This is a genomic window from Streptomyces sp. NPDC026500 (assembly GCF_055567635.1).
Map to the genome: position 1 here is coordinate 449539 of NZ_JBVHQB010000005.1, position 16402 is coordinate 465940.

Annotated in this window: 15 protein-coding genes and 2 pseudogenes; 8 read left to right on the top strand and 9 right to left on the bottom strand. The window is 71.1% G+C overall.

Annotated features, from left to right (window positions below; translation table 11 throughout):
* The first annotated feature begins 59 nt into the window (after nucleotides 1-59).
* The 7 genes and pseudogenes from ACZ4N5_RS12610 to ACZ4N5_RS12640 all read left to right on the top strand — a co-directional run.
* Complete coding sequence (locus ACZ4N5_RS12610) at nucleotides 60-1130, top strand: M4 family metallopeptidase (protein WP_467757063.1); 1071 nt, start codon at nucleotides 60-62, stop codon at nucleotides 1128-1130.
* A gap of 123 nt (nucleotides 1131-1253) precedes the next feature.
* A complete protein-coding gene (locus ACZ4N5_RS12615) occupies nucleotides 1254-1520 on the top strand; it encodes a protealysin inhibitor emfourin (protein WP_467757064.1) in 267 nt (88 codons plus the stop codon).
* A gap of 141 nt (nucleotides 1521-1661) precedes the next feature.
* Nucleotides 1662-2978 carry a GH1 family beta-glucosidase gene (locus ACZ4N5_RS12620; RefSeq protein WP_467757065.1) on the top strand — a complete coding sequence of 439 codons (1317 nt, stop codon included), beginning with the start codon at nucleotides 1662-1664 and terminating at the stop codon, nucleotides 2976-2978.
* The gene (locus tag ACZ4N5_RS12625; RefSeq protein WP_467757066.1) at nucleotides 2975-4240 is read left to right on the top strand and encodes an MFS transporter; all 1266 of its coding nucleotides are present in this window, start codon (nucleotides 2975-2977) and stop codon (nucleotides 4238-4240) included. The genes ACZ4N5_RS12620 and ACZ4N5_RS12625 overlap by 4 nt, the downstream gene beginning before the upstream one ends.
* Nucleotides 4241-4690: 450 nt before the next feature.
* A complete protein-coding gene (locus tag ACZ4N5_RS12630; RefSeq protein WP_467757067.1) occupies nucleotides 4691-5167 on the top strand; it encodes a hypothetical protein in 477 nt (158 codons plus the stop codon).
* A gap of 247 nt (nucleotides 5168-5414) precedes the next feature.
* The gene (locus ACZ4N5_RS12635; protein ID WP_467757068.1) at nucleotides 5415-6743 is read left to right on the top strand and encodes a beta-xylosidase; all 1329 of its coding nucleotides are present in this window, start codon (nucleotides 5415-5417) and stop codon (nucleotides 6741-6743) included.
* Nucleotides 6744-6851: 108 nt separating this feature from the next.
* A pseudogene (locus ACZ4N5_RS12640) lies at nucleotides 6852-7874 on the top strand (DUF916 domain-containing protein); the annotation flags it as partial.
* On the opposite strand, the gene ACZ4N5_RS12645 reads toward ACZ4N5_RS12640, so the two are convergent.
* Entirely contained in the window at nucleotides 7771-8109 is a 339-nt protein-coding gene (locus ACZ4N5_RS12645) for a P-II family nitrogen regulator (protein WP_467757069.1), read from the bottom strand. The pseudogene ACZ4N5_RS12640 and the gene ACZ4N5_RS12645 overlap by 104 nt on opposite strands.
* A complete protein-coding gene (locus tag ACZ4N5_RS12650) occupies nucleotides 8106-9413 on the bottom strand; it encodes an ammonium transporter (protein ID WP_467757070.1) in 1308 nt (435 codons plus the stop codon). Before ACZ4N5_RS12650 ends, ACZ4N5_RS12645 begins: the two co-directional genes overlap by 4 nt.
* Before the next feature lie 245 nt (nucleotides 9414-9658).
* Between ACZ4N5_RS12650 and era the strand changes: the two genes are divergently transcribed.
* Nucleotides 9659-10624, top strand: a complete 966-nt coding sequence (gene era / locus ACZ4N5_RS12655) for a GTPase Era (protein WP_261702641.1) — start codon at nucleotides 9659-9661, stop codon at nucleotides 10622-10624.
* A 216-nt stretch (nucleotides 10625-10840) separates the two neighbouring features.
* Here era and ACZ4N5_RS12660 read toward each other — a convergent pair whose 3' ends face one another.
* The 7 genes and pseudogenes from ACZ4N5_RS12660 to ACZ4N5_RS12690 form a co-directional block, all read right to left on the bottom strand.
* Nucleotides 10841-11194 carry a cytidine deaminase gene (locus tag ACZ4N5_RS12660; protein WP_355845648.1) on the bottom strand — a complete coding sequence of 118 codons (354 nt, stop codon included), beginning with the start codon at nucleotides 11192-11194 and terminating at the stop codon, nucleotides 10841-10843.
* A gap of 43 nt (nucleotides 11195-11237) precedes the next feature.
* Nucleotides 11238-11465: pseudogene (locus ACZ4N5_RS12665) on the bottom strand (MmyB family transcriptional regulator); the annotation flags it as partial.
* Nucleotides 11466-11479: 14 nt separating this feature from the next.
* Nucleotides 11480-11839, bottom strand: a complete 360-nt coding sequence (locus ACZ4N5_RS12670) for an MmcQ/YjbR family DNA-binding protein (RefSeq protein WP_467757071.1) — start codon at nucleotides 11837-11839, stop codon at nucleotides 11480-11482.
* Nucleotides 11836-13149: a hemolysin family protein gene (locus ACZ4N5_RS12675; RefSeq protein ID WP_467757072.1), complete on the bottom strand. Its 1314-nt coding sequence runs from the start codon at nucleotides 13147-13149 to the stop codon at nucleotides 11836-11838. Before ACZ4N5_RS12675 ends, ACZ4N5_RS12670 begins: the two co-directional genes overlap by 4 nt.
* Complete coding sequence (ybeY, locus tag ACZ4N5_RS12680) at nucleotides 13146-13643, bottom strand: rRNA maturation RNase YbeY (protein ID WP_326787904.1); 498 nt, start codon at nucleotides 13641-13643, stop codon at nucleotides 13146-13148. Before ybeY ends, ACZ4N5_RS12675 begins: the two co-directional genes overlap by 4 nt.
* A gap of 12 nt (nucleotides 13644-13655) precedes the next feature.
* On the bottom strand, nucleotides 13656-14714 hold the full coding sequence (locus tag ACZ4N5_RS12685; RefSeq protein WP_467757073.1) for a PhoH family protein: 1059 nt from the start codon (nucleotides 14712-14714) through the stop codon (nucleotides 13656-13658).
* A gap of 182 nt (nucleotides 14715-14896) precedes the next feature.
* Nucleotides 14897-16000 (bottom strand): carbohydrate kinase family protein, encoded by a 1104-nt coding sequence (locus ACZ4N5_RS12690; RefSeq protein ID WP_467757074.1) that lies wholly within the window; start codon nucleotides 15998-16000, stop codon nucleotides 14897-14899.
* Nucleotides 16001-16402: the final 402 nt, after the last annotated feature.

Here is a 16402-nt window from a genome sequence, read left to right on the forward strand (position 1 = left end):
TTCACCAATCATGGTTGCACGTAGTGACATAGAGGTCACCCAGTGCAAGGGTGCCGGGCATGACGACCAACGGGGGCTTCGAGCCCGTCCACTGCACCATCGTGCCGCCCCACGTCCTCGACAAGCTCGCCCAGCACGAGGACCCGGCGCTCTCCGGTCCCGCGCGCCAGACCCTGGAGCGCGACGCCTACGAGCGCACCCACCGGCGGCTGACGACCGTCCTCGGCGCGCCGGCCGTGCCCGCGCCCGCGGGGCCCGACGAGCACACACCGCACCGCACGATCTACGACGCCCGCCATCGCCAGGACCTCCCCGGCAAGAAGGTCCGCGGCGAGGGCGACAAGCCCGGCAAGGACGCCACGGTCAACCGCGCGTACGCCGGCCTCGGCGCGACCTTCGAGCTCTACCTGAACGCCTACCAGCGCACCTCGATCAACGGCGAGGGCCTGCCGCTCGACGCCACCGTGCACTTCGACACGGACTACAACAACGCCTTCTGGAACGGCGAGCAGATGGTGTTCGGCGACGGCGACGGCGAGATCTTCCTCGACTTCACCATCCCGGTCGACGTCATCGGCCACGAACTGACCCACGGCGTCACCCAGTACACGGCGAACCTCACCTACTTCGGCCAGCCGGGCGCCCTGAACGAGTCCATGTCGGACGTCTTCGGCTCGCTGATCAAGCAGTACACGCTCGGCCAGACCGCCGCCGAGGCCGACTGGCTGATCGGCGCCGGTCTCCTCGCCCCGCGGATCACCGGCACGGCCCTGCGCTCCATGAAGGAGCCGGGCACCGCGTACGACGACCACGTCCTCGGCAAGGACCCGCAGCCCGGGACGATGGACGGCTACGTCAACACCGGCCGCGACAACGGCGGCGTCCACATCAACTCCGGCATCCCCAACCACGCCTTCTACCTCGTCGCCCAGGCACTCGGCGGCCACGCGTGGGATCGGGCCGGACAGATCTGGTACGACGTCCTCACCGGCGGGGAGCTGCCCCAGCAGGCCCTCTTCTCGGACTTCGCGCGGCTCACGCTCGCCGCGGCGCGGACCCGTTACAACGACGGGGAGGAACTGCTGGCCGTGACGAAGGCCTGGGAGCAGGTCGGAGTCCCGTCCGCGTAGCCCCGGACCTGGGGTCCCTGGCCCGTGGCCCCGGCGGCCCGGACCCGTGCCCAGGAGGCATCGATCCGGACGCGTCACCCGAAGGCATGGCTCCGGGCGCCCGACTCGTACTAGACAGGACCCATGCGTATTGAAGTGCGGCGCACGGGCGGATTCGCGGGCATCGAGCGCCGTGCCGAGGTGGACACCTCGGGACGGCCCGACGCCCCCGAGTGGCAGGCCCTGGCCGAGCGGGCACTCGACGCTGGCCGGGGCACGCCCCCGGTCGGCGTCCCCGACGGCTTCAGCTATCGGATCACGGTGGACGGGAAGACGGTCTACGCCGCCGACCCCGCACTGACGGAGGAGCAGCGCGAGCTGATCTCACGGGTACTGAAGGAGGGCGCCTGACGGAGGACACCTCACGGTCCGACGCAAGATGCCTGACGGGCGCCGGGAGAGGGCGCCCGAGAACGCCGGCACAGGGAACGACAATCACGGGAAGCCCGCGAGTTCGCGCCGACCCGTTGACTTCCGTTACCGCCGGTACAGATGATCGCGCGCATGGCGACGAACCCGCTCCCGCAGTTCCCGTCCGGCTTCCTCTGGGGCGTGTCCACCTCGGCCCACCAGATCGAGGGGGCCGTGGACGAACGCGCACCCTCGGTGTGGGACGCGTTCAGCGCCGGGCCCGGACACATCAAGGACGGCTCCACTGCGGCGGTGGCCTGCGACCACTTCCACCGCTACCCGCAGGACGTGGCCCTCCTCGCCGGCCTCGGCGTGGACGCGTACCGCTTCTCGGTCTCCTGGCCCCGGGTGAACTCCCCGGGCGGCCTCGACTTCTACGACCGCCTGGTCGACGCCCTGTGCGCGGCGGGCATACGGCCCGTGCCGACCCTCTTCCACTGGGACCTGCCGGCGGAGCTCGACTGGCTGAACAGGGACACCGCCGAGCGGTTCGCCGAGTACACCTCGGTCGTCGCCGAACGCCTCGGCGACCGTGTCAAGAAGTGGATCACTCTCAACGAGCCCGCCGAACACACCCTGTTGGGCCACGCGCTCGGCGCGCACGCCCCCGGCAAGCAGCTCCTGTTCGACGCGCTGCCGGTGGCCCACCACCAGCTCCTCGCCCACGGGCTCGCCGTACGGGCCCTGCGCGCGGCCGGCGCCGGCGACATCGGGATCGCCAACTCGCACGGGCCGACGTGGGCGGCCTCGGACCGTACCGAGGACGTGGAGGCGGCCGACTTCTACGACCTCCTGCTCAACCGCCTCTTCGCCGATCCCGTCCTGCTCGGCCAGTACCCCGAAGGCATCGGCGAGTTGATGCCCGGCGACGTCGAGGCGGACCTGAAGATCATCGGCGAGCCGGTCGACTGGTACGGGATCAACTACTACCAGCCGACCAAGGTGGGCGCTCCCGAGGGTGCGGAGATCGAGTTCAGCGGACTCACGCTGCCCGCCGAACTGCCCTTCACCGTCAAGGAACTGGAGGGCTACCCGGTCACCGACTTCGGCTGGCCGGTGGTGCCCGAGGCCCTCACCGAGCTGCTGGTCGGCTTCCACGAGCGCTACGGCGACCGGCTCCCGCCCGTCGTCATCACCGAGAACGGCTGCTCGTACGACGGCATCGACGACCAGGAGCGGATCGCCTTCCTGGACGGTCATGTCCGGGCGCTGCACCGGGCGTTGGAGCAGGGCGTCGACGTACGCGGCTACTTCGTCTGGTCGCTGATGGACAACTTCGAGTGGGCGGAGGGGTACGAGCGCCGCTTCGGCCTCGTGCACGTCGACTACGACACCCTTGAGCGGACCCCGAAAGCCTCGTACACCTGGCTGCGGGACGCCCTGCGGGCGCAGAGATGACCGCGGCCGACCAGCCGGTCATACCCGTGGCCGCCCTCGCCGAGCCCGCCCTGCGGGTGGGCCGGGGCTGGACCTCGGCGCTGTCGCTCGCCAACGGGGCGATCTGGGTGGGCTGGTACGGCCCGCTGCAGATCCTTCTCGCCTCCCAGGCGGAGGACTTCGCGCCCGGCACCGGCATGTCCAAGGAGGCGATGCTGGCCTGGGTGACGGGTGCGGGCGCGGTCGTCTCACTGATCGCCAACCCCCTCTTCGGCGCGCTGTCCGACCGTACGACCGCGCGCCGGGGCCGCCGTACGCCATGGATCGTGGCCGGGGCGGCCGGCGGAGCGCTGTCCCTGCTGCTCCTCGCGGGAGCGGGCGGCGTGTGGACGATGGCGGCGGGCTGGTGTCTGGTCCAGCTGACCCTGAACGCCGCGTTCGCCGCGGTCACCGCGGCCGTCCCCGACCGGGTGCCGCGGCTCCAGCGCGGTTCCGTGGGCGGCTGGCTGGGCGCCGCGCAGATCCTCGGCGTGGTCGGCGGCACGGGACTCGCGACGGTGGCCGGGGGCACCGGCGGCGGGTACGCGGCGTGCGCGGTGTTCACGCTGGTGGGCGTCCTGCCCTACGTGCTGCGTTACCCGGACCTGCGGCTGCCGGTGTCCGCCCGCCCGCCCTGGTCCGGGCGCGCGTTCGTCGCCTCGTTCCGGCTGAGCCCCCGAGAGCACCCCGATCTGGCGTGGGCCTGGCTGACCCGCTTCCTGATCAACCTCAGCAACGCCCTCGTTCTGCTGTACCTGCTCTATTACCTGCGGGACCGGCTGCACTACGGCGACCCCGAGCAGGGTGTTCTGATCCTCACGGCGGTGAACGGGGTCACGCTGCTCGCCACGGTCGTGGTGGGCGGGGTGTGGTCGGACCGGCTGGGCCGCCGCAAGCCGTTCGTGATCTGGTCCGGCGTCCTGATGGCGGTGGCCACGGCGGCGCTGGCCGGCTGGCAGACCTGGCCCGGCGCGGTCGTCGCCGCGGCCGTCCTCGGCATCGGCTTCGGCGTCTTCACCTCCGTCGACTTCGCCCTGATGACCGACGTCCTGCCGAAGGCCCTCGACCGCGGCAAGGACCTCGGCGTCATCAACATCGCCAACGCCCTCCCCCAGGTCGCGGCCCCCGTGCTGGCGGCCCCGATCGTGACGTACCTGGGCGGCTACCGGGTGCTCTACCTGGTCGCGGCGGTGATCGGGCTCGCGGGGGCGGTGCTGGTCGGGCGGATCAAGGGGGTGGACTGAGCCGGCCGGGCGGGGCGGGCCGTTCCACCGCCGCCCTGATGGCCGAACTCCGCTTCAAGAGCGAGGAGTTTGCACACTCTGGAAGTCCCACGAGGTCGCGGTGCGGCACGCCGCAACGAAGCGGTTCCTGCACCGTTCCCATGGCCCGGACAGCGGTGATCTCCCGGACCCTGGTCCAACTTCGGCCACTTTCCACAACCGTTGAAGGAAAGGGTCCGCTTCCCTTGCAATCGTGAGGCACCCGCGCCTCAATGGAACCGCACATTCCGACGGACCGTCAGATACGCCTCCGCACGGCGTCCCGCACCCCACGCGCGGACGGTCCGCGTACACGTCTCCCCGCACCCTCACCGAGCACGGAGGTGAGGAGCCCGTGTGCCCGGACCAGGGCGGACGGCCCCGTCCCGACCATCCCCACATGGCAATTCCCCCACAAGGGAAGGGAATCCGATGAGAGGCAAGCGACTCTGTACCGCCGCGGCGTTAGCCGCCGGCACCCTCGCCGCGACCGGTCTGGCCTTCGCGCCGACCGCCGCGGCCGTCACTCCCCAGACGGCCACCATCAACGCGACCTGCACCCTCGGTGGCGGCGGTGCGGCCACCCTCACGGCCACGCAGGACGGCACGGCCGCGACCATCACCCTCAGCTCCACCGCCATCACGTCCCCGCTCCCCATCGCCGAGAACTCGGTCGCCTCCACCCTGACCCTGGTGAACGCGAACGGCGGGACCACCGCCTTCAGCGGCACGAAGAACCCCGCGATCGCCGCGGGCGGCGGAGTCTCGGTGGGCCCCCTGGACGGCACCGTCGCCTCCGGCGACAGCCTGGAGACCTATGGTGGCTCCCTGACGATGGTGGTCTTCGGCATCACCATCACCTGCACGGCGGACGCGCCGCAGTCCCCGGGCCCGTTCGTCTTCGACTGACCCGCCGCGCCCTGACGTGACGAGGGCCGGTGCCGCCCGCGCGCAGCGGCACCGGCTCTCCACAACTCCCCCAACTCCCTTGCGAACAGAGCGGTTTGGCGACGGTTGATGACCATGACAGAAACTGATGGCCCATCAGTCGCTGCGCCGGGACTCCATTGACTTCTCACACAACCCGCACATCAATGGCCCCCTGTCGGCGCAGACGAGCCGCTGCGCCCGCATCCCTCAGGAGGGGGCAACAACCATGTCAACCACGGGTCCGACAACCCGAAGACGCCGCCTCGCGGCACTGCTCGGGGCGACCGTACTCGCGCTCACCGCGGGAGGTGCGCTGGCCGCCCCGGCCGGAGCCGCGTCCACGAACGTGGACTTCGCCACGCACTGCATCCCGCCGGCGATCGCGGGCATCCCGCCGATCGACGGCACCACCACCGCGAAGATCGCGGTGGACAACGCGAGTCCCAAGGTCGGCGACACGGTCACCGTGACCTACACGGTGGTCAAGCCCGCCGCAAGCAACCCCGTCGACATCGCGCTTCCGGCGGACATCATGACGCCCACCGGGAAGGTCGCGCTGGGCGGCGCGCAGACCGGAAGCGTCACCGTCGCCGGCCCCAAGAAGAACGACCCGGTGCCCGGCAAGGGCGCCTTCCCGTCGTTCAGCATGACCGGCACGTTCACCGTGACCGCGCCCGGCGCGATCACCCTGTCGCCCGGTGACTACAACATCCACACCAGCTACATCATGGAGCTGGACACCCCGTGCACGGTCACCAACCCGCCCGCCCCGGTGTCGGAGACGGTCACCGCGACGGGCGGCGGACAGACCAACACACGGGCCATCCAGCTCGGTTCGGCCTCCGGGAACCCCGGTGACAGCGTGACCGTCACCGGCAGCGACTTCACCCCGGGCGCCACCGTCACCCTCGCCGGACGGTCCGGGGCCACCCAGACCGCCGACACGGCGACCGTGACCGCGAACGCCCAGGGCTCCTTCAGCGGCTCGCTCGTCGTCAACGACAAGACGACGACCGGCGTGGTCGCGTACGAGGGAGGAAGCTGGAACGCGGACACCGGCGCGGGTCCCGCCGCGTATGTCGTCAACGACAACACGCCCGTCCCGGACGGCAGTCAGAGGCTCACCACCACGGTGAAGGCGGGAACGCTGTCGATGACCCAGGCCGGGGACGCCGTCGCGCTGTCGGCGGTCGACTACGGCAGGGGCGGTGCCTCCACGGGCGCCCTGCAGACGGTGACGGTCAAGGACTTCCGCGGCGGACCCGCGGGCTGGTCCCTGACGGGCAAGGTCACCGACTTCACCGGCCCCGGCGCGAAGATCGATGCCGGTGCGCTGAGCTGGACCCCGGCCTGCGCCACCAAGGCCGGCAGCCCGAGCACCTGCCGGGCCGGATCGTCCGGCGCGGTGGGCACCTCGGGAGCGACACTGGCGTCCACCCCCAACGGGACGCTCACCGGTGGTGAGTTCACCGTCGACGCCGGACTGTCGCTGAACGTACCGGAGTTCACGCCCCCCGGCTCCTACTCCGGTGTGCTCACGCTGACGCTCAGCTGACCGGTCAGCCACTCGACCGGTCCATCCGCACCCCGGTGGCCGGGCGCGCACCCGCCCGTCCACCTCGTCCGCCCACGTCGCCCATGCCGTCCGCGGGGGTCCGCACCCATGCGCAAGCCGTACGCCCTCCTCCTGACCCTGCTTTCCGTCCTCACGGCCGTCTCGGCCTTCCTGGCGACGCCCTCGTACGCGGCCGACAACGGCAGTTGGTCGGTCTACCCCGTGTCCTCGCGCATCGCCGCACGGCCGTACTTCTATCTCTCCGCCGACCCCGGCCAGACCCTCCGGGACAAGGTCACCGTCGCCAACAAGACCGGCGGCCCCCTGACGTTCCGGCTGTACGCGGCCGACGCCTACAACACCGCGCGCGACGGCGGTTTCGCCGTGCGCACGCTGAGGGAGAGGCAGCACGGGGTGGGGGCATGGGCGCGGCCCGACCGCTCCCGGGTCACCGTGCCCGCGCACGGCGAGGTCACCGTGCCGTTCACGCTCCGGGTCCCGGAGCGGGCCGAACCCGGCGACCATCCGGGCGCGCTGGTGGCACTCGACGAACGGATCGAGACGGGCTCGGGCTCCCTCTCGGTCGGGGTGCAACGAGCCGTGGCCGCCCGGGTCTACCTCAGGGTCGGCGGTCCGACGGTCCCCGCCCTCGCCGTGGAGAAGGTCCGCCTCACCCACCACCAGCCGCTGATCCCCGGCACGCGCACCGGCACGGCCACCGTCTCGTACACCCTCCACAACACGGGCAACGTGACACTGAACCCGAAGGTGCGGCTGAGGGCCGAGGGCCTCTTCGGGCGGACCCTGCTGTCCCGCGGCCTCACGGGCATCCCCTCGGAACTGCTCCCGGGCCAGCGGGTCCGGCTCACCGCGCCCTGGCACGGGGCGCCCCAGCTCGACTGGGGCGATGTGACGTTGACGGCCAGCGCGCCCGGGACCACGGAGTCGGCGAGCGTGTCCTTCCTGGCGCTGCCGTGGCTGGTGGCCGTGCTGGTGGGAGCCGCGTTCGCCGCGGCGGTGGTGACGATCAGAGTGCGTCGGGCCCGCGTTCGCCCGTCCGTACCCGTACGACCGTCTCCACGGGTACGGACCACACCTTTCCGTCCCCGATCTTCCCCGTCTGCGCGGCCTTCACCACCGCGTCGATGACCGCGTCGGCCTCCGCGTCCCCGACGACGACCTCGATCCGGACCTTGGGGACCAGGTCGACCCGGTACTCGGCGCCGCGGTACACCTCGGTGTGCCCGCGCTGACGCCCGTAGCCGCTGGCCTCGGTGACGGTCAGCCCGTGCACACCGAGCTCCTGCAGGGCGGTCTTGACCTCGTCGAGGCGGTGCGGCTTGACGACGGCGGTGATGAGCTTCATGCCTGGTGCTTGACCTTCTGCGCGGTGGGAAGGGACGACGACACCGGGGCCCCGTGGCCCAGGACCCCGTGATCGTAGGCGCTCTCGGCGTGCACCGTAAGGTCCAGGCCGGTCTGCTCGTGCTCCTCGTCCGCGCGCAGGCCGATGAGCCGGTCGAGCACCTTGCCGATGCCGTACGTGGCGGCGAACGCGTACCCCCCGACGGCCAGCACACCGACCAGCTGCCGGCCGAGCTGGCCGAGCCCGCCCCCGTACAGCAGCCCGTCGATCCCGCCCGTCATCCCGTGGACGGCGAAGACCCCGATGAGCAGCGTGCCGATGACACCGCCGACCAGGTGGACGCCGACGACGTCCAGCGAGTCGTCGTAGTTGAGCTTGAACTTCCAGCTCACGGCGTACGAGCAGACGACGCCGGCGGCGAGCCCGACGGCGAGCGCGCCCAGCAGGGACACCGACCCGCACGACGGGGTGATGGCCACCAGACCGGCGACCGCGCCCGAGGCGGCGCCCAGCGTGGTCGGGTGGCCGTCGCGCCGCTGCTCGACGAGGAGCCAGCCGAGCAGGCCCGTGCAGCCGGCGGTGAGGGTGTTGAGGAAGGCGGCGGCGGCCAGACCGTTGGCGCCTAGGGCGGACCCGGCGTTGAAGCCGAACCAGCCGAACCAGAGGAGACCGGCGCCGAGCATCACCATGGGCAGGTTGTGCGGGCGCATGGCGTCCTTCTTGAAGCCGAGCCGCGGCCCGAGGACCAGGCACAGCGCGAGCCCGGAGGCACCCGAGGTGATCTCGACCGGCATACCGCCCGCGAAGTCGAGCGCGCCGAGACCGTCGCGGATCCAGCCGCCGGGACCCCACACCCAGTGCGCGACGGGAACGTATACGAGGAGCGCCCAGACGGGCACGAAGACGAGCCAGGCCCCGAATTTCGCCCGGTCGGCGACCGCCCCGCTGATCAGCGCGGCGGTGATGATCGCGAAGGTGAGCTGGAAGGTGGCGAAGAGCAGAGTGGGGACGGTGCCCTGCACGCTGTCCGGCCCGAGCCCGGCCATCCCCGCGTGCCGCAGCCCGCCGATGAGCCCGCCGAACGCGTCCTGCCCGAACACGAGGGAGTATCCGGCCATCAGCCAGACCACCGTGACCAGGGCGATCGACACGAAGCTCATCATGAGCATGTTGAGCACGCTCTTCGCGCGGACCATGCCGCCGTAGAACAGGGCGAGGCCGGGCGTCATCAGGAGGACGAGCGCGGTGGCGGCGAGCAGCCAGGCTGTGTCGCCGGTGTCGATCCGGGCAGCGGCCAGAGTCACGGTCTCTCCAACGGGGTGGGGGCGTCGTCAGAGCGTCACGGGCGCGCATTTCCGGTTGCGCACACCCGCGTTTCCGATGTGTTTCATTGCGCCGCGATTTCCGAATCCTCACAGATGAGGTGTCCGCGGCCCGGCGTGTGAACGCCCGGCGGGCGAGTCCTCGACGCCCCGTGCACAGGTATCGGAATGCCCGCCTCCGGGGTATCGAACAGCTTGGTACGGCAGGCGCCCGACGATCAGGGAGAATGGGCGCCATGAGCGTTCGCAACCAGTCATCCGAGCCGTCCGAGGCAGTGGGGAACCACCGCGCCGGCTTCGCCTGTTTCGTGGGCCGCCCCAACGCGGGCAAGTCCACCCTCACGAACGCTCTGGTCGGCCAGAAGGTGGCGATCACCGCGAACCAGCCGCAGACCACGCGGCACACCGTGCGGGGCATCGTGCACCGGCCCGACGCGCAGCTGATCCTCGTCGACACCCCTGGCCTGCACAAACCGCGCACCCTGCTGGGCGAGCGGCTCAACGACATCGTCCGCACCACCTGGGCCGAGGTCGACGTGATCGGCTTCTGCCTGCCCGCGAACGAGAAGCTCGGCCCGGGTGACCGTTTCATCGCGAAGGAACTGGCATCGATCAAGAAGACGCCGAAGATCGCGATCGTCACGAAGACCGACCTCGTCGACAGCAAGACGCTCGCCGAGCAGCTCATCGCGATCGACCAGCTCGGCCGGGAGCTCGGGTTCGAGTGGGCCGAGATCGTTCCGGTGTCGGCGGTGGGCGACTCGCAGGTGGGTCTGCTGGCCGACCTGATCGTCCCGCTGCTGCCGGAGGGGCCCGCCCTCTACCCCGAGGGTGACCTGACGGACGAGCCGGAGCAGGTCATGATCGCGGAGCTGATCCGCGAGGCCGCCCTGGAGGGCGTCCGCGACGAGCTTCCGCACTCCATCGCCGTCGTGGTCGAGGAGATGCTGCCGCGCGAGGACCGCCCCGCCGACAAGCCGCTCCTCGACATCCACGCCTTCGTCTACATCGAGCGCCCCAGCCAGAAGGGCATCATCATCGGCCCCAAGGGCAAGCGCCTGAAGGACGTCGGCATCAAGTCCCGCAAGCAGATCGAGGCGCTGCTCGGCACGCCGGTCTTCCTCGACCTCCATGTGAAGGTCGCCAAGGACTGGCAGCGCGACCCCCGGCAGCTGCGCAAGCTCGGTTTCTGAGGAACCTCGGCGCCCCTGAAGGCGCGCACTGAAGACGGCCCGGTCAACGGGCGGACGGCCCGGACTCCGGGCCGTCCGTTCGTCCAGGGGCGGGAGAAGTTCGTGCAAGGGCGGAGGAAGCCTTCTCAGCCCGCGGTCACCGTGAGCCGGAGCCCACCGTCACCGCCGGCCCCAGCCCACCGTCACCGTCGGCCCCGGCCGCCCGTCACGTCGGTCTCAGCCCGCCGTCACCGTCACGCGTACGACGCCGTCGAGTCCGGCCAGCAGCACCGGAGTCCCCGGCCCGCCCAGATCCCGTACGGCCGCACGGTCCGCGTCCGTGACGGCCTCCGCCTCGGACACCACGGCCGCCGACTCCAGGGACTTCGCACCGGACGCCACGGCCATCGCCACGGCCGTCTGCAGGGCGCTCAGCCGCAGCGACTCCAGCTCCACGGTCCCGGCGACGTACGTACGCCCCGTCTCGTCGCGTACGGCCGCGCCCTCTGGCACACCGTTGCGGGCCCGCGTGGAACGGGCCAGGGTGACGATCTTGCGGTCCTCGGGGTCGAGCGCGCTGCTGTCGGTCATGACCAGAGCATACGAAGTCCCGGCGCGAGCCCCCGCCGAAGGGTCACCCGGCCACCGGATACATCGACCCGCGGCGCCCCTCCGGCGAGGCGAGCCACTCCAGCTTCGAGGCCGTGTTCGCCTCCGGCAGTGGCGTGTGGAGCACGATCGTGAGGTCCGGCCGGACCGGCACCTTCATCGCGGTGGACTCCACGGCGAGCAGACCCACCAGCGGATGGTCGAGCTCCTTGCGGATCTGCCCGGCGTCCTCGATGTCCCGCAGCTCCCACAGCGGTCGGCCCCGGGTCAGGGACGGTCGAGGCGCAGTCGCTCGGCTCGCGGCAGACCGGCCACGACGAGATCGTACGAATCCTCGATGAGCTCCCGGACCAGGCGGTCCGGGAGCTCGCCGTCGACGGTCACCGTGTTCCAATGCCGCTTGTTCATGTGGTAGCCCGGGATGATCAGCCCGGGGTGCTGCTCGCGCAGCCGGATCGCGTCCTGCGGGTCGCACTTCAGGTTGACCGTGAGGGGGCGCGCGTCCAGGTTCGTCAGGGCGAAGACCTTGCCCAGCACCTTGAAGACCGAGGTCTCGGGGTTGAAGGGGAAGTCCTCGACGGTCGCGTTGAAGGACAGGCAGAACGCGCGCAGCCGCTGCGGGGTCACTCCGGCTTCTCCTCCTCGGCCGGCCCGGCCGGGCCGGCCGTCTCGACCGGCTCGACGAGGACCGTGACGATCTTGTTCCGGCGCCCGGCCGCGGCCTCCGCGGTCAGCCGCAGCTCGCGCCCGTCGGGCAGTTCGACCACCGCGGAGGCACCGGCGATGGGGACCCGTCCCAGTGCCTTCGCGAGCAGTCCGCCGACGGTCTCCACGTCCTCGTCGTCGTAGGCCTCGAAGCCGTACAGCTCGCCGAGGTCGCCGATGTCGAGGCGGGCGGTCACCCGGAAGCTGTCGCCGCCGAGCTCCTGGACGGGCGGCAGTTCGCGGTCGTACTCGTCGGTGATCTCGCCGACGATCTCCTCGAGGATGTCCTCGATGGTGACGATGCCGGCCGTGCCGCCGTACTCGTCGATGACGACGGCGACGTGATTGCGCTCCTGCTGCATCTCGCGCAGCAGATCTCCGGCGTTCTTGGTGTCGGGTACGAAACTGGCGGGCCGCATGGCCGTGGACACCAGCTCCGACTCGGCGTCCCGGCTGATGTGCGTCTTGCGGGCCAGGTCCTTGAGGTAGACGATCCCGACGATGTCGTCCTCGTTCTCCCCGGTGACGGGTATGCGGGAGAAGCCCGAGCGCAGGGCCAGGGTGAGTGCCTGCCGGATGGTCTTGTAACGCTCGATGACGACGAGGTCCGTGCGGGGCACCATGACCTCGCGCACGAGGGTGTCGCCGAGCTCGAAGACGGAGTGCACCATGCGGCGCTCGTCGTCCTCGATGAGGGACTCCTTCTCGGCGAGGTCGACCATCGCCCGCAGCTCCGCCTCGGAGGCGAACGGGCCGCGCCTGAACCCCTTGCCGGGTGTCAGCGCGTTGCCGATCAGGATCAGCAGCGGCGGGATCGGGCCCATGATCCGGGCCAGCGGCAGCAGGACGTACGCCGCCGCCGTCGCGGTGTTCAGCGGGTGCTGGCGGCCGATGGTGCGCGGCGAGACACCGACCGCGACATACGACACGAGGACCATCAGCGCGATGGCGACGGCGAGGGCCTGCCAGGTCCGGTCGAACTCCTTCAGGCAGGCGAAGACGACGAGCGCGGCGGCCGCCATCTCGCAGGCCACACGGACCAGCAGCGCCACGTTCAGATAGCGCGTCGGGTCCGCGGTGACCTGCGCGAGCTTGGCGCTGCCGCGTCGGCCGCTGCGGACCGCCTCCTCGGCGCGGAAGCTGGAGACGCGCGCCAGGCCCGCCTCCGCGCAGGCGGCGAGCCAGGCGACCACGACCAGGGTGATGGCACCGATGACCAGCTGAGGGCTCATGACACGGTCGGGGCCGGAGACGGACCCGTGATGCCCTTCTCCGCGCGCCAGCCGTCCACGATGGCGGCCTGCAGGCCGAACATCTCGGCCTTCTCGTCGGCTTCCTCGTGGTCGTAACCGAGCAGGTGCAGCACACCGTGGACGGTGAGCAGTTGGAGCTCCTCGTCCATGGAGTGCTGCGTCGGGGCGTCCTTGCCCTGCTGCTCGGCGACCTCGGGACAGAGCACGATGTCGCCGAGCAGTCCCTGCGGCGGCTCGTCGTCGTCCTTCGACGGCGGACGCAGCTCGTCCATCGGGAAGGACATGACGTCCGTCGGTCCCGGCAGGTCCATCCACTGGATGTGCAACTGCTCCATGGCGTCGGTGTCCACGACGATCACCGAGAGCTCGGAGAGCGGGTGGATGCGCATCCGCGCGAGCGCGTAGCGGGCGATGTCGAGGATCGCCTGCTCGTCGACCTCGGTTCCGGATTCGTTGTTGACGTCGATCGACATGGCGGTGCTGGTCTACTTCCCCTTGTGGCCCCGGCTCTTGTGGGAGCCGTTCTCGGTGCCGTTCTCGCTGTCGTACTTCTCGTACGCGTCGACGATACGGCCGACCAGCTTGTGCCGTACGACATCGTGGGACGTGAGCCGCGAGAAGTGGACGTCGTCGAGGCCCTCCAGGATGTCCTGGACCTGCCGCAGACCCGACTTCGTGCCGCTCGGGAGGTCGACCTGCGTCACGTCACCGGTGACCACGATCTTCGAGTCGAAGCCGAGCCGGGTGAGGAACATCTTCATCTGCTCGGCGCTCGTGTTCTGGGCCTCGTCCAGGATGATGAACGCGTCATTGAGGGTTCGGCCGCGCATGTAAGCCAGCGGCGCGACCTCGATCGTCCCCGCCGCCATCAGGCGCGGGATCGAGTCCGGGTCGAGCATGTCGTGCAGCGCGTCGTAGAGCGGGCGCAGATAGGGGTCGATCTTCTCGTAGAGCGTGCCGGGCAGGAAGCCGAGACGCTCGCCGGCCTCGACCGCCGGGCGGGTCAGGATGATCCGGTTGACCTGCTTGAGCTGGAGCGCCTGAACGGCCTTCGCCATGGCGAGGTACGTCTTGCCGGTACCGGCGGGACCGATGCCGAACACGATCGTGTGCTTGTCGATGGCGTCGACGTAGCGCTTCTGGTTGAGCGTCTTGGGGCGGATGGTGCGGCCTCGCGAGGACAGGATGTTCTGCGTGAGCACTTCGGCCGGAGTCTCCTGGCCGTCGCCCTCCCCGTTCTCGCTCGCCCTGAGCATGGCGATCGAGCGTTCCACTGCGTCCTCCGTCATGGGCTGCCCCGTGCGGAGCACCAGCATCATCTCGTCGAACAGGCGCTGGACGAGAGCGACTTCACCGGCGTCGCCGACCGCACTGATCTCGTTTCCCCGGACGTGGATGTCGGCCGCCGGGAAGGCCTTCTCGATCACGCGCAACAAGGCGTCTCCGGAACCCAGAACAGTCACCATGGGGTGCTTGGCCGGGACGGTGAAGTGCGCGCGCGCCTGCCCCTGAGCGGGGCCGTGAGCTGTGGGTGTCTGAGTCATGGGCCGGCTCTGTAGGCCTGCGTATCCTCCTCGGTCGGCACGCTTGCCACACGGGCAGCCTTGCGCTCCCCAGCGTACGTCGCGGCACTCACGGAGCCGTAGGGCTTTTCCTCAGGTCACCAGGTCGTGACCTCAGGCCACGCCGGGACCCCAGGACGAACCGACCTCATGACCAGGTGGTCTCATGCCGAGCGGCCGAAACCGATCGTCGGTACCGCCCGGCGCAGCGGCCAGGGGCGGGTGACCTCCGGGAGCAGGCCCTCCAGGAAGGCGTACCGGCTGAGCGCCGCCGGATCCTGGTCGTCGACCGACTGGACCCGGCGCCACCATGCGGCGATCTCCGACCAGCCGGGCGCCGACAGCGAACCGCCGAACTCCTGGACGGAGAGCGCGGCGGTCAGCCCGGCGAAGGCCAGCCGGTCGGCCAGCGGCCAGTCGGCCAGCGTCCCCATGACGAACCCGGCGACGAAGACGTCACCCGCCCCCGTGGGGTCCAGCGCCTCGACGGCGATCGCCGGGACCTCGGCGCTCTCCCCGGAACGGCCGTCCACGGCGTAGGCGCCTTCGGAGCCGAGGGTGACGACCGCCAGCGGTACGTGCTCGGCCAGCGCGTGCGCCGCCGCGCGGGGACAGTCGGCGCCGGTGTACCGCATGGCCTCCTCGGCGTTCGGCAGGAACGCCTCGCAGTGCGCCAGATCGGCGAGCCCCGCCAGGTCCCAGCGGCCTGTGTCGTCCCAGCCGACGTCCGCGAAGATCCGGGTGCCCCGGCTCGCGGCCTGGGCGATCCAGGGCGCGCGGATTCCCGGGGTCAGCGAGGCGACGGCGGCACGCGCGCGCGGCGGGCAGTCCGGGGCGGGCTCCTCGTGCGGCGGCTCGTGCCCGTGGCTGACCATGGTCCGCTCGCCCTCGTACGCCATCGACACGGTGACCGGCGAGTGCCAACCGGGCACGGTCCGCGAGGGCGCCAGATCGATGCCCTCGCCCTGTTCCAGGGCGTCCCAGCAGTACTCCCCGTAGTGGTCGTCCCCGAAGGCGGCGGCGAGGGAGGTCTTCAGGCCCAGCCGGGCGAGGGCGGTCGCCATGTTCGCGACGCCGCCGGGGCTCGAACCCATGCCGCGCGCCCAGGACTCGGTGCCGCGCACGGGGGCGGAGTCGAGCCCGGTGAAGATGATGTCCAGGAAGACGGTGCCCGTGAGGTAGACGTCCCAGGGCGGGTCATCGGCCGTGCGCAGCCCGGCGAGCGGGTCGACATGGGCCTGGCGGAACGGTCCCTCGCCGTCGATCACGGTGCGCTCCCTGGGGTGGTCCGGATCTGGCCAGTGTGCACCACACGGGCCGCGCGGGGCCGTGGGTCACGCCGGGGCGGCCGCAGTCCGTGGTGCGGGTGGAGCACGTCCTTCCCCGCCCGCGACCGCGCCCGCGCCGTGTCCGGAAACCGACCCCCTCGTGTCCGTCCGTGGCGGGAAAGGCCTTCTCCGCAGGCGCGGGGCGGGCCTCGCGGTGCGGTGAGGCCCCGCGCCCTCCCGGCGTCCGCCACTTGCCCGCCTCGCGACGCCCGCCGCACGTCCGCCGCACGTCCGCCCAGCGTCCGCGCTGTGTCCGGAGACCGATCCCCCGTGTCCGTTCGTGGCGGGGGAGGCCTTCCCTCACCGCCACTCGTCCGCCCCGCGCCCGCGCCGTGTACGGAA

Bases quoted from the DNA above. Each gene is read 5' to 3' on its own strand.
- ACZ4N5_RS12645 (WP_467757069.1), bottom strand. From the start codon at position 8,109: ATGAAGCTCATCACCGCCGTCGTCAAGCCGCACCGCCTCGACGAGGTC.
- ACZ4N5_RS12685 (WP_467757073.1), bottom strand. From the start codon at position 14,714: ATGACTCAGACACCCACAGCTCACGGCCCCGCTCAGGGGCAGGCGCGC.
- ACZ4N5_RS12610 (WP_467757063.1), top strand. From the start codon at position 60: ATGACGACCAACGGGGGCTTCGAGCCCGTCCACTGCACCATCGTGCCG.
- ACZ4N5_RS12615 (WP_467757064.1), top strand. From the start codon at position 1,254: ATGCGTATTGAAGTGCGGCGCACGGGCGGATTCGCGGGCATCGAGCGC.
- ACZ4N5_RS12635 (WP_467757068.1), top strand. From the start codon at position 5,415: ATGTCAACCACGGGTCCGACAACCCGAAGACGCCGCCTCGCGGCACTG.
- ACZ4N5_RS12675 (WP_467757072.1), bottom strand. From the start codon at position 13,149: ATGAGCCCTCAGCTGGTCATCGGTGCCATCACCCTGGTCGTGGTCGCC.
- ybeY (WP_326787904.1), bottom strand. From the start codon at position 13,643: ATGTCGATCGACGTCAACAACGAATCCGGAACCGAGGTCGACGAGCAG.
- ACZ4N5_RS12660 (WP_355845648.1), bottom strand. From the start codon at position 11,194: ATGACCGACAGCAGCGCGCTCGACCCCGAGGACCGCAAGATCGTCACC.
- ACZ4N5_RS12625 (WP_467757066.1), top strand. From the start codon at position 2,975: ATGACCGCGGCCGACCAGCCGGTCATACCCGTGGCCGCCCTCGCCGAG.
- ACZ4N5_RS12630 (WP_467757067.1), top strand. From the start codon at position 4,691: ATGAGAGGCAAGCGACTCTGTACCGCCGCGGCGTTAGCCGCCGGCACC.
- era (WP_261702641.1), top strand. From the start codon at position 9,659: ATGGGCGCCATGAGCGTTCGCAACCAGTCATCCGAGCCGTCCGAGGCA.
- ACZ4N5_RS12620 (WP_467757065.1), top strand. From the start codon at position 1,662: ATGATCGCGCGCATGGCGACGAACCCGCTCCCGCAGTTCCCGTCCGGC.